The following is a 22,676-nucleotide window of genomic DNA, read 5'->3' as shown; positions in this document are numbered from 1 at the left end:
GTGGTGTTGAGATCATGAAAGGTGATAATTATGGCAAAAGAAGCGACTCGTGTTCGTCGTCGTGAGCGGAAGAATATATCTTCAGGTGTTGCTCACATTAATTCTACATTTAATAACACAATGATTACTATTACAGATGCGCAAGGAAATACCATAGCTTGGTCTTCCTCTGGTTTGCAGGGTTTTAAAGGCTCACGTAAGTCAACACCTTTTGCAGCTCAAGTTGCAGCTGAAGATTGTGCGAAAAAAGCACAAGAACACGGAGTTAAAACGTTAGAAGTTGAAGTTTGTGGTCCTGGTTCTGGTAGAGAATCAGCGTTACGTGCTTTACAAGCTTCTGGTTTTACAGTTTTATCTATACGTGATGTTACGCCTATCCCTCATAATGGTACGCGTTTGCCAAAACGTCGTCGTGTTTAATTATTTGTATAGAAGGGTTATTGCTTCTATACAGATCCCCGTATTGTTGCCACGATAGGATAGTGGTAAAATAGGAAGGTATTATAATGATTGAAAAAAATTGGCAAGATTTAGTTAAACCGGCTGTTGTTTCTTATCATGAAAATATGTCTAATAAACATGTTACAGTTTCGGTGGAACCTTTGGAAAGAGGTTTTGGCTTAACTATTGGAAATGCGTTAAGAAGAGTGTTGCTTTCATCATTACGTGGGGCTGCTATTACTTCTGTTCAGATAGATGGTGTTTTACATGAATTTTCTTCTATCGCTGGTGTGCGTGAAGATGTCATGGATATCATTTTAAACCTTAAAGAAGTTGCGATAAGGATGGAAGGTGAAGATACAAAACGTTTGGTTCTTCATAAAAAAGGTCCCGGTGTTGTTATGGCGGGTGACATCCAATTAGTTGGTGATATTGAGGTGTTGAATCCTGAACATGTTATATGTACTTTGGACGAAGGTGCTGAAATACGTATGGAACTTAAGGTAGGTAAAGGTAGAGGTTATGTTTCAGCTGATCGTAATGGAGCTGAAGATGATCCAATAGGAGTTATACCTATTGATAGCCTTTATTCACCTATTAGAAAAGTTTCTTATAAAGTTGAAAATACACGTTCTGGACAAATTCTTGATTATGATAAATTAATTTTATCTGTGGAAACTAATGGATCAGTTAGTGGTGAAGATGCAATTGCATATGCAGCTCGTATTTTGCAAGAACAGCTTTATGTGTTTATTAATTTTGAAGAACCACAGAAAAAATCTGTTGAAACTTCAGTGGCTGAATTATCTTTCAATCCAGCTTTATTGAAAAAAGTGGATGAATTAGAATTATCAGTGCGTTCAGCAAATTGTTTGAAAAATGACAATATTATTTATATTGGTGATTTAATTCAAAAAACAGAATCTGAAATGTTAAGAACGCCTAATTTTGGTCGTAAATCACTTAATGAAATTAAAGAAGTTCTAGTTTCAATGGGTCTTCATCTTGGAATGGATGTGCCAACTTGGCCACCAGAAAATGTTGAAGAGTTAGCTAGACGTTATGAAGATCAGTATTAATATTAGAAAAGGAGAAAGCTTATGCGCCACGGTAAATCAGGTCGCAAGCTAAATCGTACAGCTAGTCATCGTAAAGCGATGTTTTGTAATATGTCTGCCTCATTGATTGAGCATGAGCAAATAGTTACTACTTTGCCTAAAGCAAAAGAAATTCGTCCTATAGTTGAGAAATTAGTTACTCTTGGTAAAAGAGGAAATTTACATTCTCGTCGTCAGGCACTTGCTTCAGTCAAAGATTCTAGTTTAGTTGCTAAACTTTTTGATGTTTTAGCTCCTCGTTATGCTGCTAGACAAGGCGGATATCTACGTATTGTAAAAGCTGGATATCGTTATGGTGACAATGCACCTTTAGCTGTTGTAGAGTTTGTTGACAGAGATGTTAATGCAAAAGGTAAGGCTGATAAAGAACGTGTAGCAAATAATACCGTTGAAGAGCCTGTATCTGAGTAATTAAAATTACTTGTTATTTAATAAAGAGACCTTATAGAGGTCTCTTTATTCTTTTATATTATTAATTATCCAGATAGTTTAATAATAGATTATGGTTATTGTAAAATAATTTTTAGCTTTTTTCTATGAGTTATATTATATTAATGTAACTCATAGAAAATTAGGAAATATAATGCCGGAAAATTTATTTGCAGATTTACCTTTTGACGATAATAATTCTGGTAGTAAATTATATATACCTTTAGCTGAAAAAATGCGTCCTAAAAATTTACAACAATTATTAGGGCAGGAACATTTAACTGGTTCTGATGGAATATTAGAACGTAATCATTTATCCTCTATGATATTTTGGGGCCCTTCTGGAACAGGTAAAACTACCGCGGCTCGTTTATTATCTCAACGTGATGAGTATGAATTTATTCAGATTTCGGCTATTTTTTCTGGTGTTGCAGAATTAAAGAAAATTTTTGACAAAGCTAAAGAATATAGAAATAATAATAAACAAACAATATTATTTGTAGATGAAATACATCGTTTTAATAAAACGCAGCAAGATTCTTTTTTACCTGTATTGGAAGATGGTACGGTTATTTTAATTGGAGCAACCACCGAAAATCCTTCTTTTAATTTAAATTCTGCATTATTATCCAGGGCTCGTGTTATTATTTTTAAACCTCTTAGCGAGGAGATTTTAGATAATTTATTGACTCAAGTAGAAGAAACAGAAAATCGTTGTTTACCAATAGATGAAACAGGAAAGAAAATCTTAATTAATTTAGCAAATGGTGATGCTCGTTTCCTTTTAACTTTAGTTGAAGAAATTTTATCGAGAACTGATCCAAATATTTTATCTAATGACCAATTATTAACAATATTACAGAAAAAATTTGCTATATATGATAAATCAGGTGACGGACATTATAATTTAATCTCTGCTTTACATAAATCTATTCGTGGTAGTGATGCTGATGCTTCTTTATATTATTTTTGTCGTATGTTATCTGCTGGTGAAGATCCTTTATATTTAGCACGGCGTTTGATTAGGATAGCTAGTGAAGATATAGGTTTAGCAGATCCTCAAGCTTTATCTATTTCAATTGCTGCTAGGGAAAGTTATTTGCATTTAGGTTCTCCTGAAGGAGAATTAGCAATTGCGCAGGCATGTTTATATTTAGCTACTGCGCCAAAGTCTAATGCTATATATAAAGCTTTTAAGGAAGCTATGAAAGACGCTAAAAAATTTTCGCATTATGCTCCACCCGCTCATATTCTAAATGCACCTACTAAATTGATGAAAGAATTAGGTTATGGTGCTAATTATAATTATGATCATAATTATGAATATGCTTTTTCAGGTGCTGATTATTTTCCTACGGAGCTAGGTAGAAAATCTTATTATCACCCGGTTGAGCGCGGGTTTGAGAGAGAAGTAAAAAAAAGAATATCTTGGTGGAATAATCTTAGAGAGAAAAAAAACAAAAATAATGAAATTTAATAAAATGATTGTGGAAATATATATTTCAATCATAATAAACAATTAATTACCTGTATAAATAGATTATAGTTAATATATTGAACTTTGGAAAGTAAATATTATGACAACGGATAAGACAAAAGCTTTAGCAGCAGCATTATCGCAAATTGAGCGAACTTTTGGTAAAGGTTCAATTATGCGGATGGGATCAAATGATCAAGTTAAGGGAGTGGAAGTTATTCCTACCGGATCTTTGTCTTTAGATATAGCTTTAGGCATTGGCGGTGTTCCTAGAGGTAGAGTAATAGAAATATATGGTCCTGAAAGTTCAGGTAAAACCACTCTATCTTTACATATTATTGCTGAAGCTCAAAAAATGGGTGGTGTGTGTGGCTTCGTAGATGCTGAACATGCTTTGGATCCTGTTTATGCTCGTAAATTAGGAGTTAATCTAGAAGATTTATTAATTTCACAGCCTGATACTGGAGAGCAAGGATTAGAAATAACAGATACTCTTATACGTTCAGGTGCTTTAGATGTTTTAGTAGTTGATTCAGTCGCGGCATTAACTCCTAAAACTGAAATTGAAGGTGAAATGGGCGATAGTGCTCCAGGTGCTCAAGCGCGTCTTATGAGTCAAGCATTACGTAAAATTACAGCTTCATTATCTAAATCTAATTGTGTATTGATTTTTATCAATCAAATGCGCATGAAAATAGGTGTATTTTATGGATCACCGGAAGTTACTACAGGTGGTAATGCATTGAAATTTTATGCATCTGTTCGTTTAGATATTAGGCGTATAGGTCAAATAAAAGATAAAGAAAATATTATAGGTAATCAAACTAAAGTTAAAGTTGTTAAAAATAAAATGGCTCCTCCTTTTAAACAGGTGGAATTTGATATCATGTATGGTGAAGGTATTTCTAGGTATAGCGAGTTAATCGATCTTGGAGTAAAAGCTGGTATTGTTGAAAAATCCGGCGCTTGGTTTTCTTGTAATTCCAATAGGTTAGGTCAAGGTAAAGAAAATGCTAAACAATATTTACGTGATAATCCAGAATTAGCTGAATTTATAGAAAATTCTATAAGAGAAAATGCTGGTTTATTAAGCACTAAACTTATGGAAGGTTCAGATGATTTGACGTCTAATAGTGATTTAGTATTAGAAGAATAATATTTAAAAAATTTAATTATTTATAGAATTAGCTTTTATTGTGTTTAGTTTAAGAGAGTAAAAAAATGAATAGCGTTAATAAGATTAGGTCTGTTTTTTTAGATTATTTCGCTAAAGTTGGACATGTGAAAGTTGATTCTGCTTCTCTTATTACGCATGACGATCCTAGTCTTATGTTTACCAATGCCGGTATGGTACCTTTTAAAAATTTTTTTACTGGTGTAGAAACACCTAAAGATAAAAGAGTTACTTCTGCGCAGAAATGTGTTAGGGCTGGTGGTAAACATAATGACTTAGATAATGTAGGTTATACTGCCAGACATCATACTTTTTTTGAAATGTTAGGTAATTTTTCTTTTGGGGATTATTTTAAAGAAGAAGCTATATTTCACAGTTGGAATTTATTAACTAAGGAATTTGCTCTTCCTAAGGAGAAATTGTTAGTTACTGTTTATCATACAGATGAAGAATCAATTAATTATTGGAAAAAAATTGCTAATTTATCTGAGGATAAAATAATCCGTATTAGTACTAAAGATAATTTTTGGACGATGGGCGAAACAGGACCTTGTGGACCATGTTCTGAAATATTTTATGATCATGGTGATAAAATATGGGGTGGACCTCCTGGAAGTGCCGATGAGGATGGCGATCGTTTTGTTGAAATTTGGAATTTAGTGTTTATGCAGTTTGAGCAAACAGCTAGAGGTGAAATGCTACTGTTGCCTAAACCATCTATTGATACTGGCATGGGTCTTGAGCGTATAGCTGCTGTATTACAAGGCGTGCATGATAATTATGATATAGATTTATTTAAAAAATTAATAGATGCTTCTGTGACCTTCTCAAATAAAGCGGCTAAGGGTGATAGTTTAATCAGTCATAGAGTTATTGCTGATCATTTGCGTTCAGCGAGTTTTTTGATTGCTGAAGGTATATTACCGTCAAATGAGGGTAGAGGTTATATATTACGCCGTATTATGCGTAGAGCGATGCGTCATATAAATTTACTTGGTGTACAAGATTCTATGATGTGGCGTTTAGTGCCGACTCTTATAAAGGAGATGGGTGATTTTTATCCAGAATTAGCAAATAATGAGTCATTAATTTCTGAGACATTATTGTTAGAAGAAGATCGCTTTAGACGAACCTTAGATCGTGGTTTATTGTTATTAGATGAAGCTACAAAACACATGAAATCTGGAGATGAATTGCAAGGTGATATAGCCTTTAAGCTTTATGATACTTATGGATTCCCTTTGGATTTAACTCAAGATGTATTACGTAAAAGAAATATCAAAGTTGACGTAAAGTCTTTTGAAGTTGCTATGGAAAAGCAAAAACAGGATGCTCGTTCTAATTGGTCAGGATCTGGTGAGCAAGCAATTGATTCTATCTGGTTTAAATTGCAAGAACAATTAGGTGAAACAGAATTTTTAGGTTATTCAGGTTTGCATTGTCATTCAGAGATTAAAAATATAATTTGTGCAGATAAATTAGTCGATAAGATTATCGAAGGACAAGAAGCAATTATTATCAGTGATAAAACTTGTTTTTATCCTGAATCTGGTGGGCAAATAGGTGATAAAGGTTTAATAAACGGAGATGATTTTAGTTTTGAGGTGTTAACCACTAAAAAACATGCCGGTATTATAAGTCATTATGGTATTGTTAGAAGTGGTATTATTAATAAATCTATGAAAGCAGATTTTATAGTTGATAAAGATTTTAGGAAAAAAACAGCTATCAATCATTCAGCCACTCATTTATTACATGCTGCTTTACGTAAGATACTTGGTAATAATGTTATGCAAAAAGGATCGTTAGTTTCTGCTGATCGTCTTCGGTTTGATTTTTCATATCCAAAACCTTTGACTAAACAAGAATTGATAGATATCTCTAATTTGGTTAATCAACAAATATTTTTGAATAACAATGTAAATACATCAGTAATGGATAAAGAAAAGGCTATTGATAAAGGCGCAGTAGCATTGTTTGGAGAAAAATATTCTGATTTAGTACGTGTTGTCACTGTATCAGGTAATAAGTTCGATAGTGATGATAATATTTGTTTTTCTACTGAATTATGCGGGGGTACTCATGTAGAAAATACTGCTGAGATCGGTTTATTTCATATAATATCTGATAGCGGTGTGAGTGCAGGAGTCAGACGTATTGAGGCTTTAACCTCTGAAAAAGCAAGAGAATATCTATTGCAACAAGAAGACTATGCAGAAAAAGCAGCTAGTTTATTAAAAACACAACCAGAAAAATTAACAGAACGTTTAGTTAGTCTATTAGAAGATAAAAAGAAATTAGAAAGAGATTTAACTAAGTTACGTAAAGAATCTTTATTATCTAGCAATGATACTAATAATGGTAAAAATGATAATATAGAAGAAATTGCAAATATAAAATTTTTATCTAAAATATTATCCGGTGTGTCCGTAAAGGAATTGAAAGCTTTAGTAGATGCAGCAAAAATTAGAATTAAAAGTGGTATTGTAGCTTTTATTGCTGTCGACGAAACTAATAAAGCCACTATAATAGTAGGCGTTACAGCTGATTTACTTGATAAATTCACTGCTGTAAGTTTAGTTAAATTAGCTGCTGAAATATTAGGGGGCAAGGGTGGAGGAGGGCGTCCTGATATGGCCCAAGCAGGTGGCTCAAATGGTAGTAATGCTTTAAATGCTATTGAAGCTATTAAAGAAGTTATTCTAGATAAACAAAAGTAATATATAGCTGTAAAATATTTGTAGCAAATTAATCTATTATAAATTATTTAGTAAGGTGTGTTGCGATATCACGGCTTATTGTGGTAAGTGGTTGATGATATAATATTGTTACTTGTAGCAAGGCTATATTGAGATTATAAATTATTTTTAGTTAAGTAGCTTAAGAATATTTCTATTACCGTAGTAAAGTTAGGTAACTATATAACATTGTTGTTTGCAGCAAAGTTATATTGAGGTTATAGTTTATTTTCAGTAAAAGGAGCGTAACAATATTATTATATTACTTACTGAAAGAAATATAATAATATTGTACGTTCCCCTTATATTTTAAGAATTGCGCAGTAAATTACGTACTAGTCCTGCGATTATAGTGACGATTATACCACCTAATAGACCGCTTATTAATATATTTACTAAGTTTTGAAGATAGCCAACACCCCAGACGCTTAACACATTTGATAATAATATTCCACCTAAAGCTCCTGCAATAGTGTTTCCAGTGCTTCCTAGGCTTATTTTACGGATAAGACCGGCAATATTACCTCCAGCAGCTCCAGTTAAAAGTTGAATAATGAGTATTATAAGACCATTCATACGTATATCCTTTATTTTATCATATATAATAATTTAATTTTTATAGCTGGTTTAGCATTTAGTGGAATTTTTAGTAAAGTGAAGAGGGTAAGCGTTATTAAAGGATTTTTTCTTTTAAAAATTATACTTTTTTGTTAAAAATAGATAAATAATAGCAATACTTAATAAATCAATATTTAATTAAGTGAAAAATAGCTAAAACATAAATTAAAATAATAAGGAATAAGAATGACTGGCGTAGAGCAAAAAATAGTCCAACAAGATGAAGCTGAAATGCGTTTAGATCGTTGGTTCAAGATTCATTATTCTGGTTTAGCTTTTGGAGCATTGCAAAAGTTATTGAGATCTGGACAAATTAGGGTAGATGGTAAAAGAGCTAAATCTGATAATCGTTTAAAAGTCGGTCAGATTGTTCGTATACCTCCCTTAAATATAGATATCAAAAATAACCCTAGTTTAACTAAAAATTTATTAAAGCAATATGATGATAATAGTGCATTGCAGAAAATGTTATTATATGAAGATAAAAATATGTATATCTTGAATAAACCAGCTGGTTTATCTGTACAAGGCGGTTCTGGAGTGACTCGTCATATTGATGGCATGTTAGAGAGTTGGCGTAATAAGAAAGGTGAAAAACCTAGGTTAGTACATCGTATAGATAAAGACACATCTGGGTTATTAATAGTTGCTAAAAGTCGATTAGCAGCGCAAACTTTAACAGATGCCTTTAAAAAAAGAGAAGTTAAAAAAACATATTGGGCAATTGTGCGTGATATTCCTGCAAAAAGAACTGGAAGAATATCTAACTGGCTATGTAAAAAGTCAGGTTCACAAGGTGATTATATGACCGTTTGTGAACATGGAGATCCAGACGCTCAACATGCTATTACTTGTTATAAGGTGATAGATCATATTCCTAAAAGTATTTCTTGGATGGAGTTAGAGCCATTAACCGGTCGTACGCATCAACTTAGGATACATACAGCTAATATGGGGAATCCTATTATAGGCGATCCTAAATATTTTCATGCTGATAGTAATTGGATTTGTCCAGGTGGTATACAAAATAAATTACATTTACATGCTAGAAAATTGTTTTTTGCTAACATTTTTGGTAAAAAATTAGAAATAATAGCGCCTTTACCAGCTCACATGCAACAAACTTTCAATTTATTTGGGTTTGACGAAAATATAGACGAAGATAAAAATATTTAAGGATAATAGATGAATAAGTCGACGCTAAATAAATTTTACAATAAAGTTACTATCGCAGCTGCAGAGGGAGGTTATAAAATATATTTAGATGATAAATTTTTGACTACACCAGCCAAAAATATATTAATTTTACCTAATGAGAATATAGCAAATTTAGTTGCTCAAGAATTTATTAATCAAACAAGTGAAATAAAGCCACAGCAAATGTTTGTAACACGAATGGTTAATACAGCTATAGATGGGGTAGCTAATGATACTCAAGTTATTTATGAGGATTTATTAAGATTTACTTGCTATGATTCAATCTTATACCGTGCTCCTTATCCTGTAGGATTACGTGAACTACAAGAAAAATCATGGGATCCTATTTTAGATTGGGTAAAAGATACAATAGGAGCAGATTTTTTAGTAACGCAAGAATTAATATCTATTCAGCAACCGAAAGAATCCATTGCTTTATTTGGTTCTTTTCTAAAGAAAATAACCAATCCATTTGCGTTAACTGCTTTTTACACGATAACTTCTATTTTTAAATCTAGTCTATTAACTTCTGCTTTATTATTTGATCAAATAACCTTAGAAGATGCATGGAATTATTCTAATATAGATGATAATTGGGTAGATGATCAATGGAAAAAAGATGAAGAAAAACAGCAAATTCAGCAAAATAATTTGGCTGAATTAACTGCTGCTTATAATTTATTTAAGGCTAGTTATAATTAGAGTAATATCAGGTAGTTATTTAATTAAAAGGCTAACAATATATAAATTATAATAATTTCATTATTATAATTTATATATTAATTTTGTTAGTTAATCTATAAATGGGTATAATGTACCCATTTATAGATATAGGATGTAAGTTATAGTGAATAATAAAGTTCAAATTCAATAGGGTGAGGTGCCATTTCGAATTGTTCTACTTCTTGCATTTTTAAGTTAATGAAACTATCAATAATATCGTCATCAAACACATTGCCGACTTTTAAAAATTCTCTATCTTGATCTAAGGCATTTAGAGCTTCTCTTAATGAAGTGGCTACAGTAGCTATATTTTTTAATTCCTCTTTAGGGAGTTTATATAGATCCATATCCATTGGTTCACCGGGGTGAATTTTATTTTTAATTCCATCTAAGCCGGCCATAAGTAAAGCTGCAAAAGCTAAATATGGATTAGCAGTAGAATCAGGGAATCTTACTTCTACTCTTTTTTCTTTATCAGAATTTGAAAATGGAATGCGACAAGACGCAGAACGGTTAGAAGCTGAATAAGCTAATAATACTGGAGCTTCATATCCAGGTACTAATCTTTTGTAAGAGTTAGTTGATGCATTTGTAAAGGCATTTAATGCTTTAGCATGTTTGATAATACCGCCAATAAAATATAAACATTCTTGAGATAAACCTGCATATTTATCTCCTGCGAATATAGGTTTATCTTGTTTCCAGATAGACATGTTAACATGCATACCTGATCCATTATCTTTATATAAAGGCTTTGGCATGAATGTTGCCGTTTTACCGTAGGCATTAGCTACTTGATGTACCACATATTTATGTATTTGTAATTTATCAGCTATTCTGGATAAATTATCAAATTTAATACCTAATTCATGTTGAGCGGGGGCTACTTCATGATGGTGTTTTTCAACTGTTACGCCCATCTCTTTTAAAATGGTTATCATTTCTGAACGGATATCTTGACCGGTATCCACAGGCGATAAAGGCGCATATCCTCCTTTAGCTTTAGGGCGATGAGATAAATTTCCAACATCATATTTTTTGCCATTATTAGCTGGTAATTCGATTGAATCCAATTTAAATGACATTTCATTAGGTTCTGTGGTAAATTGAATATTATCAAATAAGAAGAATTCAGCTTCTGGTCCAACATAAATAGTATCACCTATATCGGTGGTTTTTAAATAAGCTTCAGCTTTTTGCGCAACGCTGCGTGGATCTTTATTGTAATATTTTCCTGTTTTAGGATCTATTATATTACAAAAAAGCACAATCGTTGATTGTGCAAAAAAAGAATCAATATGTGCAGTATTTATGTCTGGCATGAGGATCATATCTGAATTATGGATATCACACCAACCATCAATGGAAGAACCATCAAACAACATACCATTTTCAAACAAATTTTCATCTACTAAAGCTTCGTCAATAGTCATATGGTGTAATCGTCCACGGCTATCGGTAAAGCGTAAATCAGCAAATTTAATTTCATTTTCTTTTATTTGGTTCAATAGGTGTGGTATTGTTATCATATTTGCACAATCCTTAAATTTAACTACAACCTAGTTAGGTTATAAAGAAATTATCTTAATGACAATAGTTCTTTTACAATTTAATGACTTATTAACATTTTAACTTTTGGTGCATTTGTGCCTATCTAACGCAATTTTTAAAAAATGTCCTGTGTAAGATAATTTAGAATTTATTATATCTTTAACAGTTCCTTGAGCGATAATTTTTCCGCCTCCGTCACCACCTTCTGGACCAAAGTCTATAATCCAATCAGCATTTTTTATTAAATCTAAATTATGTTCTATTATTATAACGCTGTTACCCTGTTGTACAAATTCGTCAAGCAATTCTAATAATTTTGCTATATCATGGAAATGTAAACCGGTAGTTGGTTCATCTAATATATAAAGGCTATTGCCCGTAGCGCGTTTTGATAATTCTTTCGCAAATTTAATTCTTTGCGCTTCACCACCTGATAAAGTTGTAGATGGTTGCCCTAATTTTATATAGCCTAAACCGACTCTTTCTAATGCGTTTAATTCTCTACGGATTGAATTAAGCGGTTGAAAAAATTCAGCAGCTTCGAAAACGGTCATATTTAAAATATCAGATATAGATTTATTCTTATATGTAATTTCTAAGGTTTCTCGATTATATCTTTTTCCTTTGCAAATATCACAAGTAACATATACGGCTGGTAAAAAATGCATTTCTATTTTAATTAAACCATCACCTTTACATGCTTCACATCTTCCCCCTTTTACATTAAAAGAAAATCTGCCACTTGTATAACCGCGGGCTTTTGATTCTGGTAATTTAGCGAACCATTCTCTAATAGGGGTAAAAATACCCGTGTATGTTGCCGGATTAGAACGTGGAGTACGACCAATAGGAGATTGGTCTATACGAATAAGTTTATCTATTTGATCTAATCCTTTAATCTCCTTATGAGGAGCAGAAGAGATTTTGCTGTTATATAAATATTTTTGTGCTTCTTTAACTAAGGTTTCAATTAAAAAAGTGGATTTACCTGAGCCGGATACGCCAGTAATACAAGTAAAAACACCTAAAGGAATTTCCACATTAATATCTTTTAAATTGTTACCAGTAGCTCCAAAAACTTGAATTTTAGGTTGTGTCTCAAAATTAAAGATTTTTTGTTGACGCTCTATTTTTAACTGTCCAGATAAATATTGACCAGTTAGAGATTCTTTATTAGCCATTATTTCTTCTGCTGTGCCTTGGGCAATTATTTGTCCACCAAATTCCCCTGCAAATGGACCTATGTCAATAACTTGGTCAGCTCTTAAAATAGCATCTTCGTCATGTTCTACTACTAATACACTGTTACCTAAGTTGCGCAGATGTTCTAAGGTGATTAATAATTTTTCATTATCTCTTTGATGTAATCCAATAGATGGTTCATCTAATACATATAATACTCCAGTTAGTCCTGATCCTATTTGAGAAGCAAGTCTGATACGTTGACTTTCTCCACCAGATAAAGTTTCTGAACTTCTTGAAATAGTTAAATAGTTTAAACCTACATTGATTAAAAATTTTAAGCGAGAGGTTATTTCTTTTATAATAGGTTCAGCTATAGTATTTTCTTTATCAGATAAATGTTGCGGTAAATCTGTGAACCATTCATATGCAGATATTATCGACATATCACTTATTTGTCCGATATGTCGATCATTAATTTTAATGAATAAACTTTCCTTAGTTAATCTATATCCATTACAGCAGGAGCAAGTTACTCGAGTCATAAATTTTTCTATATCTTCTCTTACTGTAGGGGATTCAGTTTCTTGCCACTTTCTTTCTAAGATTGTGATTAATCCATCAAAAACTTTTGTATTTTTATAGTGGATTTTTTCATTACTATAATCAAATGGAATTTTTTGTTCACCAGAACCATGTAAAATTATATTTTTATATTGTTCAGGTAAATCTTTCCATGGGGTTTTTAGATCAAAATTGTAGAAATTTGCTAATGATGATAAAATTTGTTGATGGTAAGAAGATTGCCAAGGTATTAACACTCCTTCCGCTAAACTTTTTTCATCATTATCTATAATTAGATTACTATCTATTTTTTGTTGGAACCCTAAACCATTGCAACCGGAGCAGGCGCCAAAAGGACTATTAAAAGAAAATAATCTAGGTTCTATCTCCGTTAAAGTAAAGCCTGATTCTGGGCAGGAAAATTTTTCAGAAAAAGTAATTCTTTTATGTGTTTCATTTTTAAATTTACCCGGTTTTATTAATGGCTCATCGGCAAATTCTATAACTGCAATTCCATCGGTTAAAGCTAAAGCAGTTTCTAAACTATCTGATAATCTAGTTTGAATATCTTCTTGTATGACAAGACGATCAACAACAACATCAACATCGTGTTTTTTATTTTTGTTTAAGATTGGAACATCGTTAATATCGTAAAATTGACCGTTAACTTTTAATCTTTGGAATCCTTTTTTTTGTAAATCTGCTATTTCTTTTTTAAATTCTCCTTTGCGTTCTTTGATGCAAGGTGCTAAAAGATATAATCTAGTATTTACTGGAATAGCCATAATTATATCTATCATTTCAGAGACAGTCTGTCTCTTAATGGGCAGTCCCGTAGCAGGGGAATGGGCTATGCCAATCCTAGCAAAAAGTAGCCTTAAATAATCATATATTTCTGTTATAGTGCCTACAGTAGATCTAGGATTGTGATTAGTTGTTTTTTGTTCAATTGATATAGCCGGAGATAGACCTTCAATTTGTTCAACTTGTGGTTTTTGGACTTTATCTAGAAATTGTCTTGCATATGCTGATAGACTTTCTACATATCTTCTTTGTCCTTCAGAATATATTGTGTCAAATGCTAAAGAAGATTTTCCTGAGCCGGAAACCCCAGTTAAGACGATTAATTTATGACGGGGGATATCTATATTTATGTTTTTAAGGTTATGCTCTTTTGCTCCTTTGATTGAAATCATGGAATTTGGCATTGTAAAATCCTTAGTATTAGTTGTAATATTGTTTATAAATAAAAAAAACTTTTATTACAATTTGTCATTTACATTTAATGGTAATAAAAGATATAAGTTGCATAAATTAGTTAACGGAGAGTAAAATGGCAGGTAGCATAAATAAAGTAATTCTAGTAGGCAATCTGGGAACCAATCCAGAATCGCGTAGATTTGCATCAGGGGATTTAATGGTTAGCTTTTCTATTGCTACCTCAGAAACCTGGAAAGATAGGCAATCTGGTGAAAAACGGGAAAAAACTGAATGGCATAATATTGTTGTTTTAAATGAAACAATAGCAAAATTTGCAGAATCTTATCTAAAAAAAGGTAATAAAATATATCTGGAAGGTCAATTGCAAACTCGTAAATGGCAAGATAAAGAGGGCAAAGATAGATATACAACAGAAGTTGTCATACCAAGATTTCGTGGAGATTTGCAAATTTTAGATAGCCGAAATCAAGGCGACAATTCTGTTTCTCAAACTAATAGATTTGATAATAATTTCGAAAATAAAACGAATACTGACAATTCGAATAATAAACATTCAATGGCTGACTTTGATGATGAAATACCATTTTAATATAATGGGCGCTTAGCTGCCCATTATATTATATATTATTACTTTTTAATAATATAAATTCTTGTATACCATCACCAATTAATTGGATGGATAAAGCAACGAGTAACACTCCTAATAAGCGTGATAATAAGATTCCACCCGTTTCGCCTAATACTTTATGTATAGAACCAGCTAATAGCATGCAGGTATAAGAAGCGGCTACCACTATAAATATTAAGAATATGATAATTATTCCACCAATAATACCTGAGGATTGTTCGGCCATTAAAATGCTAGTAGATATTGCACCTGGACCAGCAATTAAAGGTACTGCTAGCGGAAAAGCTGCAATATTTTTAATATGGTCTTTGGTGATAGCGGTTACAGCAGTTTCTTGTCTTCTTTCTGTTCGTTTTGAAAAGACCATTTCAAATGCGATCCAAAATAATAATAATCCTCCTGCTATTCTAAAAGCTGGAAAACTAATACCTAATATCATTAGGATTTTAGACCCTAATAGGGCAGAAATGATTAATATATAAAAAGCTATAGAACAAGCAAAAAAAGCGGTTTGTTTACGCTGTGCGTTGCTCATATCTGGAGTTAGCCCGAGTAAGATCGGAGCTAATGCAGGTGGATCAATAACAACTAATAAAGTTACAAAAAGACTAGAAATGGCATCAAAACTATACATGATAATCTCGTGAAGTTAATAATTATAGGACTAAGTTATATTATATTATATTTAAATTCAGTAGATAAGATATTTTTTATATCAGCTTGTAAAGATAAATATATGTAGCTACTAGTTTTTACACTTATTATTTTATTATTATTATTAAAATAATATATTTTTTGTATAAATGTTGCATAAATTATAATTACTAGCCTAAATATTTTAGAAAAATGGTAAAATATGCTATAAAACATAACGATTCGTAATAGAAAGTTGGGAAAGCGTGACAAACTATAATTTAGATAATGAAAATATTATAGAGATTGAACAAATATCTATCATTGATGAGATGCAAAGATCTTATCTTGATTATGCGATGAGTGTTATCGTATCACGGGCTTTGCCGGATGTGCGCGATGGATTAAAACCAGTACATAGACGTATATTATATGCTATGAATGAAATGAGCCTCCATTGGAATAAATCATACCGTAAATCTGCAGGTGTGGTTGGTGAGGTTATGGGTAAATATCATCCGCATGGTGATAAATCAATTTATGATGCTTTAGTAAGAATGGCGCAGGAATTTTCTTTGCGGGATCCTCTGATTAATGGTCAAGGAAACTTTGGTTCAATTGATGGTGATTCTGCTGCTGCTATGCGTTATACAGAATGTAAATTAGAAAAAATCAGTGAATTTCTATTACATGATATTGATAAAGACACTGTGGATTTTCAAGCTAACTACGACGGTCGTGAACAAGAACCAGTAGTTTTACCAACACGATTCCCTAATTTATTGGTGAATGGCGCCGGTGGTATCGCTGTGGGTATGGCTACTAATATACCACCACATAATTTAGGAGAGTTATTACAAGCTTGTTTGGCATTAATAGATAATCCTAATATTTCATTAGATGAAATATTGGAATTTATTCCTGGTCCTGATTTTCCTACCGCGGGTATTATATTAGGAAAGGCTGGTATTAGGTCAGCATATGAAACTGGTAGGGGTTCTATTGTAGTGCGAGCAAAAGTAGATATCGAACAGATGTCTAATGATAGAGAAAGATTAGTAATTACCCAAATTCCTTATCAGGTTAATAAAGCAACTATGATAGAGAAAATCGCGGAATTAGTGCGCGGTAAAAGAATAGAAGGTATTTCAGATCTTAGAGATGAATCTGATCGCGATGGTTATAGGGTGGTGATTGAATTAAAACGTGATGCCGTGGCAGAAGTTGTATTAAATCAATTATTTAAATATACTCCTTTGCAATCTACTTTTAGTGTCAATATGGTTGCTTTAAATAGCGGTAAACCAGAATTGATGTCTTTATTATCGATTTTACGTGCTTTTATTAATTTTAGAGAAGAAGTAGTAAGTAGACGTACGAAATATTTATTACGTAAAACAAGAGAAAAAGCGCATATTTTAGTAGGTTTAGCCATTGCCGTAGCTAATATTGATGAAATTATTCAACTGATTCGACATGCACCAGATCCAGCTGCTGCACGCGAACAATTGTTAGCGCGTAATTGGGATGCTAGAAATGTTGAGACTTTATTACAATTAATAGATGATCCTCTTCATCAGATTTTAGATGATAAAACTTATAAATTATCTCAGGAACAAGCAAAAGCTATCTTAGATTTAAGATTGCAGAGATTAACAGCTTTAGGATGTGATGAAATAGGTGAAGATCTCAATAAATTAGGTCAAGAAATTTCTGATTATTTACAAATTTTAGCTTCTCGTGAGCGGATTATGAGCATCGTAAAAGAAGAGCTCTCCTTGGTTAGTGAAGAATTTTCTACACCACGTCGGACTACTTTTGGTAGCGCTATTGGTGACGTGCAAGATGAAGATCTAATAGCTCGTGAAGATATGGTAATAACTGTTAGTCATGCTGGATATATAAAAAGAGTTCCGTTAGCTACTTATCGTGCACAAAAGAGAGGCGGAAAAGGTCGTTCAGGAATGTCTACTAAAGATGAAGATGTAGTAACAAAATTATTTATTTCGTCTACTCATACTTCAGTATTATTTTTCTCCTCTAAAGGAATGGTATATAAAGAAAAAGTTTGGCGTTTACCATTATGTTCGCCGCAAGCAAGAGGTAAAGCCTTAATTAATTTATTGCCTTTATCACAAGGGGAAACTATAACCAGTATATTATTATTACCAGAAGAACAAGAAAAATGGAGCCAGTTAGATGTGATGTTTGCTACATCATCTGGTACCGTAAGGCGTAATAAGCTTAGTGATTTCGTACAAATTAATCGTAATGGAAAAATTGCGATGAAGCTTGAAACATCAGAGGATAAAATTTTATCAGTACAAACATGTACTGCTGATGATGATATATTATTAACTTCTGCTGGTGGTTTTACTGTGCGTTTTCCGGTAAATGATGTCCGCGTTTTCTCTGGTAGGAATTCTGTAGGGGTAAGAGGAATTAGATTAGAAAAAGGAGATAGGGTTATCTCCATGGCAGTTATTAAACATATTAATGTTGAATATCAAGAACGCCAGGCTTACTTAAAAGCAGCTTTATTAGAGCGTAAATTAGAACAGAATATTGATGAAGAATTAATTGACGCTGATGATAATTCAGAAGATGTAAATATAGATAAATTTAAATTATCAAAAGAAAGATATGAGGAATTACGTGAAAAAGAAGAATTTTTACTTACCGTGACTGAACAAGGTTATGGAAAAAGATCTTCTTCTTATAGTTTTAGAATATCTGGCCGGGGTGGTAAAGGTATCAGGTCTACAGATTTCAATAAGGTAAATGAAATCGGTAATTTAGTATCTTTATTTCCAGTTGAACATGATGACCAAATTATGCTAGTTTCCGATGGTGGACAGTTAATAAGGGTTCCTGTAGCCGATATTCGCATAGCAAGACCTTCAAGTAAGGGTGTTAAGATCTTTAATACCGCAGATGATGAAAAAGTTGTGTCAGTAGAATCTATATCAGAAAATGATTGTGATAATGACAATATAGACGAAATGAAAATAGATTAACCTAGTTTTAATTTGGGTATCTGTTGTTTTTCTATGAGGAATATATGAAAAAAGCTATTTTTGCTGGGTCTTTTGATCCATTAACTCGGGGGCATGTGGATATTTTACAGCAGGCTTTGTCATTATTTGATCATATTTCGATTGGTATAGGTAAGAATGTCTATAGAAAAAAATGCCTATTTACAGTAGAAGAAAGAATGAGTCTTATTAATCAGGTAATAGATGAAGAGTTAAAAGATTATAAAGATTCGTTAGTTGTTTTTTCTTATGATAAATTATTGGTAGAGGCCGCTAAAGAAGTAAAAGCTAATTTTTTAGTCAGAGGTGTTCGTAATACTATTGATTTTGAGTATGAATTACAGGTAATTGGAACCAATGCGCTATTAGATAGCGGTTTAAAAACAATTTTATTTGCTTCTTCCTTAACTCATCGTCCAATAAGTGCGACTTTGGTAAGACAAATTGCCTTAATGGGCGGTGATGTATCTGCTTTTGTTCCTAATGTTGTAGCTCAGGCTTTAGCTAATAAATTTCAGAAAGGTTCTATATGTTAAGAAAAATTGTTTTATTATTTACTTTATTTTTTGCTTCTATTACGTTAACTTGGTCAAATTCTGCAAAAATAGATACATTAGTTTTAGTGTTAGCTTATGGTAATGTTGAAATAACTCTTGATAGTAAGCTTGCCCCTAAAAATGTGGAAAGAGTTAAAAAATTAGCAGAGGAAGGTTCATACGATGGAGTAGTATTCCATCGAGTGATAGATGGATTTATGGCGCAAACTGGTGATGTGCAATTTGGTAATATTTACGGTTATAATGATAAATTAGTAGGTTCAGGTGTTTCTGATTATGCAAATTTACCAGCCGAATTTAGTGATAAACCATTCAAGCGCGGTGTGGTAGCAATGGCTCGTAGTAGTGATGTTAATTCTGCTAATGCACAATTTTTTATTTGTTTTGGTGATGCACCATGGTTAAATGGTCAATATACCATTATAGGGGAAGTAACTAAGGGGATGAAATATATAGATCAATTACGTAAAGGTAATACTGCTAATAACGGAGCAGTAATAGACCCCGACCATATTATAAAAGCTTATTTAAAGTAACGGAGATTATAATGAATGATAAAACTACTCAAGATACATTGATCTTGGAAACAACTCAAGGAGAGGTTACTATAGAGGTATTTCCTGACGTAGCTCCTAAACATGTAACACGTATTAGAGAGTTAGTAGCTGAAGGTGCCTATGATAATGTAGTATTTCATCGGGTTATTGAAGGTTTTATGGCGCAAACTGGTGATGTGCAATTTGGTAAAACAGATGGCAGTAATTTTGATATGAAACGTGTTGGCATGGGAGGATCTGATAAAAGTGATCTTGCTGCAGAATTTTCTGATTTATCACACGAGAGGGGTGTAGTATCCATGGCTAGAAGTCAAAACCCTAATTCTGCTAATTCTCAGTTTTTTATCTGTTTTGAATCTGCGCCTTGGTTAGATAAACAATATACTATTTGGGGTAAAGTTGTTAAAGGCATGGAAAATATTGATAAATTAAAAAGAGGTGAGCCAGTTCAAGATCCTGATAAAATAGTTAAAGCATATTTTGCTGGTTAGCTTTTATTGGTATTTATTTAAGTGTTGTTTTAATAATTAAGATCCTAACAGGGTCTTAATTATTATTTATATCTAATTGAGAATATTATGCTTGTTAATGAATTTGATTTTAGCTTACCAGAAGAATTGATTGCTTTACGTCCTGCTAATCCTAGGGATAATGCTAAATTATTATATGTTCCAAAAAACAAAAATGCGCCAAGTAACTTTAAAATAAAAGATATTGTTGATTTATTAAAGGAGGGCGATGCTTTAGTATTGAATGACACTAAAGTTATTCCTGCTCGATTACAAGGTAAAAGAATTAGAGCAGAGCATATAGTAGATATCTCAGTAACTTTACATCAAAGAAAATCTTTATCTAGCTGGCATGCTTTTGTGCGACCTGCTAAAAGATTAAAGGTAGGGGAAGAAATTATCTTCACGGCGGATGATATTAAATTAGTTGCAAAAGTAGAAGAAAAATTAACAGATGGTGGAGTAATTTTAAAATTTCAGGCTGAGGGAGATTTATGGGAGGCTTTAGAAAAAATAGGTAAAATGCCCTTACCTCCTTATATTGCTAGTAAAAGGGCTGAAGATAAGCAAGATCAATATGACTATCAGACAATTTATGCTAATGAAAAAGGTGCAGTAGCAGCTCCAACTGCTGGATTACATTTTACAGAAGATTTATTACAAAAAATTAAACAAAAAAATATAAAAATTTATTTTATAACTTTGCATGTAGGAGCAGGAACTTTTTTGCCTGTTAAGGTTGATAATATTCACGATCATAAAATGCATTCTGAGTGGGGAGTTATATCTGCACATATTGCTGATGAATTGAATAAGGTTAAGCAGCAGGGGGGGCGTATAGTTGCTGTAGGTACTACATCTTTGCGTTTATTAGAAACAGCCGCTCAAGAGGGCAATTTAACGGCTTGGAGTGGTAATACAGATATATTCATTACTCCAGGGTATAAATTTAAATTTGTAGATCTATTAATGACTAATTTTCATTTACCTAAATCTACTTTATTTATGTTAGTATCTGCTTTTTGCGGTATAGAAAAAATAAAAAATATTTATCAATATGCTATTAATAATGGATATAGATTTTATTCATATGGGGATAGTTCTTTACTAGAGAGAGATAATGATAACCAATAATTTTAGTTTCCAATTATTAAACCAAGCGGCAAAAGCTCGTAGGGGTAAAATATCAATGCCACGAGGCAATATTGATACGCCTGCTTTTATGCCCGTAGGAACTTGTGGTACTGTTAAAGCTATGTATCTTAATCAGGTGAAAGAATTAGGAAGTGATATTATTTTAGGAAATACTTATCATTTGATGTTGCGTCCAGGAGCGGAAAGAATTGCTAAACTAGGAGGCTTGCATAGTTTTATAGGTTGGGCTAAGCCTATTTTAACGGATTCAGGCGGATTTCAAGTTATGTCATTAGCGTCATTGCGGAAAATAAATGAGCAAGGTGTAACATTTAAATCTCATATTGACGGTCGTGCTTATGAAATGTCACCAGAAAGATCTATTGAAATACAAGGCTTATTAGGATCTGATATTCAAATGCAATTGGATCAATGTGTTTCATTACCTAATGATATTAGCGAGATAGAAAAAGCTATGCATCTTTCTATTCGTTGGGCTGATAGATGTAAACAAGCGTTTGGTGATCAAGCTGATAAGGCTATGTTTGGAATTGTGCAAGGTGGTGATAATTATAAGTTACGCGAAGAATCTGCGAAAATGTTAACGGAAATGGATCTTAAAGGTTATGCTATAGGTGGTTTAGCTGTAGGTGAGACGCAAGAAGTTATGTTAGATATATTATCTGTAGTTTGTCCTTTGTTACCAGCGAATAAACCTCGTTATTTAATGGGGGTTGGTACACCTGATGATATCTTAAAAAGCGTAGCTGTTGGAGTGGATATGTTTGATTGCGTAATGCCTACTCGTGCTGGTCGTCATGGTTTGGCTTTTACTCGTTATGGTAAAATAAACTTGCGTAATGCTAAACATGCTGAAGATTTGCGTCCTTTAGATATTGAATCTAATTGTCCAGCTAGCAGAGATTATAGTAGAGCTTATTTACATCATTTAGTTAAAGCGGGGGAACCTTTAGCTGCTATGTTATTAACCTGGAATAATTTGGCATATTATCAACAATTGATGAGAGAAATAAGAGAGTCTATTGAGAAGCAAACATTTGCTGATTTCTTTGTGCAAACTAGATTAAACTGGGAAAAAGAAACTAACAAAGCAGTTTAGAGTTAAGCTATAAATAAATCCCTCTTTAAAGAGGGATTTATTTATGTTACTTGCAGTATATTCAGTATGA

Annotated in this window: 19 protein-coding genes; 15 read left to right on the top strand and 4 right to left on the bottom strand. The window is 32.5% G+C overall.

All coding sequences use genetic code 11. From position 1 onward, the window contains the following. The first annotated feature begins 30 nt into the window (after nucleotides 1–30). From rpsK to alaS, 6 genes are all read left to right on the top strand, one after another. Nucleotides 31–420, top strand: a complete 390-nt coding sequence (gene rpsK / locus AB6T46_RS05775) for a 30S ribosomal protein S11 (protein ID WP_370931198.1) — start codon at nucleotides 31–33, stop codon at nucleotides 418–420. Nucleotides 421–506: 86 nt separating this feature from the next. Then, a complete protein-coding gene (locus tag AB6T46_RS05770; protein ID WP_370931197.1) occupies nucleotides 507–1,520 on the top strand; it encodes a DNA-directed RNA polymerase subunit alpha in 1,014 nt (337 codons plus the stop codon). A 21-nt stretch (nucleotides 1,521–1,541) separates the two neighbouring features. Beyond that, nucleotides 1,542–1,970, top strand: coding sequence for a 50S ribosomal protein L17 (gene rplQ / locus AB6T46_RS05765; RefSeq protein WP_370931196.1), 429 nt, complete (start codon nucleotides 1,542–1,544; stop codon nucleotides 1,968–1,970). Between the two features lie 253 nt (nucleotides 1,971–2,223). Then, complete coding sequence (locus AB6T46_RS05760; RefSeq protein WP_370932053.1) at nucleotides 2,224–3,465, top strand: replication-associated recombination protein A; 1,242 nt, start codon at nucleotides 2,224–2,226, stop codon at nucleotides 3,463–3,465. Between the two features lie 100 nt (nucleotides 3,466–3,565). After that, nucleotides 3,566–4,621 carry a recombinase RecA gene (gene recA, locus AB6T46_RS05755; RefSeq protein ID WP_370931195.1) on the top strand — a complete coding sequence of 352 codons (1,056 nt, stop codon included), beginning with the start codon at nucleotides 3,566–3,568 and terminating at the stop codon, nucleotides 4,619–4,621. Nucleotides 4,622–4,686: 65 nt separating this feature from the next. After that, nucleotides 4,687–7,359: an alanine--tRNA ligase gene (gene alaS / locus AB6T46_RS05750; RefSeq protein ID WP_370931194.1), complete on the top strand. Its 2,673-nt coding sequence runs from the start codon at nucleotides 4,687–4,689 to the stop codon at nucleotides 7,357–7,359. 327 nt (nucleotides 7,360–7,686) lie between these two features. On the opposite strand, the gene AB6T46_RS05745 is transcribed toward alaS, so the two are convergent. Further along, nucleotides 7,687–7,953 (bottom strand): hypothetical protein, encoded by a 267-nt coding sequence (locus AB6T46_RS05745; protein ID WP_370931193.1) that lies wholly within the window; start codon nucleotides 7,951–7,953, stop codon nucleotides 7,687–7,689. 228 nt (nucleotides 7,954–8,181) lie between these two features. Here AB6T46_RS05745 and AB6T46_RS05740 point away from each other — a divergent pair, with 228 nt between their 5' ends. After that, nucleotides 8,182–9,171, top strand: coding sequence for an RluA family pseudouridine synthase (locus AB6T46_RS05740; RefSeq protein ID WP_370931192.1), 990 nt, complete (start codon nucleotides 8,182–8,184; stop codon nucleotides 9,169–9,171). A 9-nt stretch (nucleotides 9,172–9,180) separates the two neighbouring features. Then, on the top strand, nucleotides 9,181–9,894 hold the full coding sequence (locus tag AB6T46_RS05735) for an ATP12 family protein (protein WP_370931191.1): 714 nt from the start codon (nucleotides 9,181–9,183) through the stop codon (nucleotides 9,892–9,894). A gap of 140 nt (nucleotides 9,895–10,034) precedes the next feature. Here the strand turns inward: AB6T46_RS05735 and glnA are convergent, their stop codons facing one another. Next, nucleotides 10,035–11,444 (bottom strand): type I glutamate--ammonia ligase, encoded by a 1,410-nt coding sequence (gene glnA, locus AB6T46_RS05730; RefSeq protein WP_370931190.1) that lies wholly within the window; start codon nucleotides 11,442–11,444, stop codon nucleotides 10,035–10,037. A gap of 99 nt (nucleotides 11,445–11,543) precedes the next feature. Then, on the bottom strand, nucleotides 11,544–14,420 hold the full coding sequence (uvrA, locus tag AB6T46_RS05725) for an excinuclease ABC subunit UvrA (RefSeq protein ID WP_370931189.1): 2,877 nt from the start codon (nucleotides 14,418–14,420) through the stop codon (nucleotides 11,544–11,546). A gap of 125 nt (nucleotides 14,421–14,545) precedes the next feature. On the opposite strand from uvrA, the gene ssb reads away from it, so the two are divergent. Continuing rightward, the gene (gene ssb / locus AB6T46_RS05720; RefSeq protein WP_370931188.1) at nucleotides 14,546–15,022 is read left to right on the top strand and encodes a single-stranded DNA-binding protein; all 477 of its coding nucleotides are present in this window, start codon (nucleotides 14,546–14,548) and stop codon (nucleotides 15,020–15,022) included. Between the two features lie 28 nt (nucleotides 15,023–15,050). Here ssb and AB6T46_RS05715 read toward each other — a convergent pair whose 3' ends face one another. Further along, nucleotides 15,051–15,695 carry a MarC family protein gene (locus AB6T46_RS05715; RefSeq protein WP_370931187.1) on the bottom strand — a complete coding sequence of 215 codons (645 nt, stop codon included), beginning with the start codon at nucleotides 15,693–15,695 and terminating at the stop codon, nucleotides 15,051–15,053. Between the two features lie 331 nt (nucleotides 15,696–16,026). On the opposite strand from AB6T46_RS05715, the gene gyrA reads away from it, so the two are divergent. The 6 genes from gyrA to tgt all read left to right on the top strand — a co-directional run bounded on the left by gyrA (nucleotide 16,027) and on the right by tgt (nucleotide 22,606). Then, a complete protein-coding gene (gyrA, locus tag AB6T46_RS05710; RefSeq protein WP_370932052.1) occupies nucleotides 16,027–18,711 on the top strand; it encodes a DNA gyrase subunit A in 2,685 nt (894 codons plus the stop codon). Between the two features lie 44 nt (nucleotides 18,712–18,755). After that, the gene (gene coaD, locus AB6T46_RS05705) at nucleotides 18,756–19,265 is read left to right on the top strand and encodes a pantetheine-phosphate adenylyltransferase (RefSeq protein WP_370931186.1); all 510 of its coding nucleotides are present in this window, start codon (nucleotides 18,756–18,758) and stop codon (nucleotides 19,263–19,265) included. After that, a complete protein-coding gene (locus AB6T46_RS05700; protein ID WP_370931185.1) occupies nucleotides 19,259–19,822 on the top strand; it encodes a peptidylprolyl isomerase in 564 nt (187 codons plus the stop codon). Before coaD ends, AB6T46_RS05700 begins: the two co-directional genes overlap by 7 nt. Before the next feature lie 11 nt (nucleotides 19,823–19,833). Continuing rightward, nucleotides 19,834–20,334 carry a peptidylprolyl isomerase gene (locus AB6T46_RS05695; RefSeq protein WP_370931184.1) on the top strand — a complete coding sequence of 167 codons (501 nt, stop codon included), beginning with the start codon at nucleotides 19,834–19,836 and terminating at the stop codon, nucleotides 20,332–20,334. Between the two features lie 87 nt (nucleotides 20,335–20,421). After that, a complete protein-coding gene (gene queA, locus AB6T46_RS05690) occupies nucleotides 20,422–21,486 on the top strand; it encodes a tRNA preQ1(34) S-adenosylmethionine ribosyltransferase-isomerase QueA (protein ID WP_370931183.1) in 1,065 nt (354 codons plus the stop codon). Then, nucleotides 21,473–22,606, top strand: coding sequence for a tRNA guanosine(34) transglycosylase Tgt (tgt, locus tag AB6T46_RS05685; protein WP_370931182.1), 1,134 nt, complete (start codon nucleotides 21,473–21,475; stop codon nucleotides 22,604–22,606). Before queA ends, tgt begins: the two co-directional genes overlap by 14 nt. Nucleotides 22,607–22,676 lie beyond the last annotated feature (70 nt).

The sequence above is a fragment of the Bartonella sp. DGB1 genome, assembly GCF_041345015.1.
Taxonomy (GTDB): domain Bacteria; phylum Pseudomonadota; class Alphaproteobacteria; order Rhizobiales; family Rhizobiaceae; genus DGB1.
This window is presented reverse-complemented; position numbering and strand designations above follow the sequence as displayed.

Bases quoted from the DNA above. Each gene is read 5' to 3' on its own strand.
- coaD (WP_370931186.1), top strand. From the start codon at position 18,756: ATGAAAAAAGCTATTTTTGCTGGGTCTTTTGATCCATTAACTCGGGGG.
- AB6T46_RS05715 (WP_370931187.1), bottom strand. From the start codon at position 15,695: ATGTATAGTTTTGATGCCATTTCTAGTCTTTTTGTAACTTTATTAGTT.
- queA (WP_370931183.1), top strand. From the start codon at position 20,422: ATGCTTGTTAATGAATTTGATTTTAGCTTACCAGAAGAATTGATTGCT.
- AB6T46_RS05700 (WP_370931185.1), top strand. From the start codon at position 19,259: ATGTTAAGAAAAATTGTTTTATTATTTACTTTATTTTTTGCTTCTATT.
- AB6T46_RS05745 (WP_370931193.1), bottom strand. From the start codon at position 7,953: ATGAATGGTCTTATAATACTCATTATTCAACTTTTAACTGGAGCTGCT.
- recA (WP_370931195.1), top strand. From the start codon at position 3,566: ATGACAACGGATAAGACAAAAGCTTTAGCAGCAGCATTATCGCAAATT.
- glnA (WP_370931190.1), bottom strand. From the start codon at position 11,444: ATGATAACAATACCACACCTATTGAACCAAATAAAAGAAAATGAAATT.
- AB6T46_RS05740 (WP_370931192.1), top strand. From the start codon at position 8,182: ATGACTGGCGTAGAGCAAAAAATAGTCCAACAAGATGAAGCTGAAATG.
- ssb (WP_370931188.1), top strand. From the start codon at position 14,546: ATGGCAGGTAGCATAAATAAAGTAATTCTAGTAGGCAATCTGGGAACC.
- AB6T46_RS05695 (WP_370931184.1), top strand. From the start codon at position 19,834: ATGAATGATAAAACTACTCAAGATACATTGATCTTGGAAACAACTCAA.
- AB6T46_RS05735 (WP_370931191.1), top strand. From the start codon at position 9,181: ATGAATAAGTCGACGCTAAATAAATTTTACAATAAAGTTACTATCGCA.
- uvrA (WP_370931189.1), bottom strand. From the start codon at position 14,420: ATGCCAAATTCCATGATTTCAATCAAAGGAGCAAAAGAGCATAACCTT.
- alaS (WP_370931194.1), top strand. From the start codon at position 4,687: ATGAATAGCGTTAATAAGATTAGGTCTGTTTTTTTAGATTATTTCGCT.
- gyrA (WP_370932052.1), top strand. From the start codon at position 16,027: ATGCAAAGATCTTATCTTGATTATGCGATGAGTGTTATCGTATCACGG.
- AB6T46_RS05770 (WP_370931197.1), top strand. From the start codon at position 507: ATGATTGAAAAAAATTGGCAAGATTTAGTTAAACCGGCTGTTGTTTCT.
- rpsK (WP_370931198.1), top strand. From the start codon at position 31: ATGGCAAAAGAAGCGACTCGTGTTCGTCGTCGTGAGCGGAAGAATATA.
- rplQ (WP_370931196.1), top strand. From the start codon at position 1,542: ATGCGCCACGGTAAATCAGGTCGCAAGCTAAATCGTACAGCTAGTCAT.
- tgt (WP_370931182.1), top strand. From the start codon at position 21,473: ATGATAACCAATAATTTTAGTTTCCAATTATTAAACCAAGCGGCAAAA.
- AB6T46_RS05760 (WP_370932053.1), top strand. From the start codon at position 2,224: ATGCGTCCTAAAAATTTACAACAATTATTAGGGCAGGAACATTTAACT.